The following is a 698-nucleotide window of genomic DNA, read 5'->3' as shown; positions in this document are numbered from 1 at the left end:
GGCGACCTAACTATTGATGCTAATGGGCATTGGGTGTTCACCGCCAACAGCGCGTTTAATCAATTGAACGTCGGCGATAAAGTCGAAGAGACCTTCACTGTCTCGTCTATTGATGGCACAACGTCAACGGTCAAAGTGACGATTAACGGCACTAACGACGCCGCTACTGTCAGTAGCGCGACCGTTGCCATCGATGAAACTGACAAAGCGGTAACCACATCAGGAACATTGACCAGTACCGACGTGGATAATCAAGATAATGCGTTTACACCGGATTCGATTTCAGGTACCAATGGCGACCTTACTATTGATGCCAGTGGCCACTGGGTGTTCACCGCGAGCAGTGCGTTTAATCAATTGAACGTTGGCGATAAGGTCGAAGAAACCTTCACGGTGTCGTCTGTTGATGGCACACCGTCGACCATCAAAGTGACGATTAATGGCACTAACGATGCAGCGACAGTCAGTACCGCAACAGTCAGTGTGGATGAGACTGATAAAGCGGTAACGACATCAGGAACGTTGACCAGTACTGACGTGGATAATCCAGATAATGCATTCACACCGGATTCTATTTCAGGCACCAACGGTGACCTGACTATTGATGCTAATGGTCATTGGGTGTTCACTGCCAACAGCGCGTTTAATCAGTTAAATATCGGCGACAAGATCGAAGAGACCTTCACGGTGTCGTCCAT

The 698-nt window shown here is 48.6% G+C and carries 1 protein-coding gene; it reads left to right on the top strand.

Going from position 1 to position 698, the window contains the following annotated elements; translation table 11 throughout:
- Positions 1-698 (top strand): VCBS domain-containing protein (locus AB4375_RS19680; RefSeq protein ID WP_372052368.1); only part of this gene is annotated, 698 nt, incomplete at both ends.

This window comes from Vibrio sp. 10N.261.51.C6 (genome assembly GCF_041471785.1).
Taxonomy (GTDB): domain Bacteria; phylum Pseudomonadota; class Gammaproteobacteria; order Enterobacterales; family Vibrionaceae; genus Vibrio; species Vibrio crassostreae_C.
The sequence above is the reverse complement of the archived record's forward strand: the minus strand, read 5'-3'. Positions and strand labels throughout refer to the sequence as shown.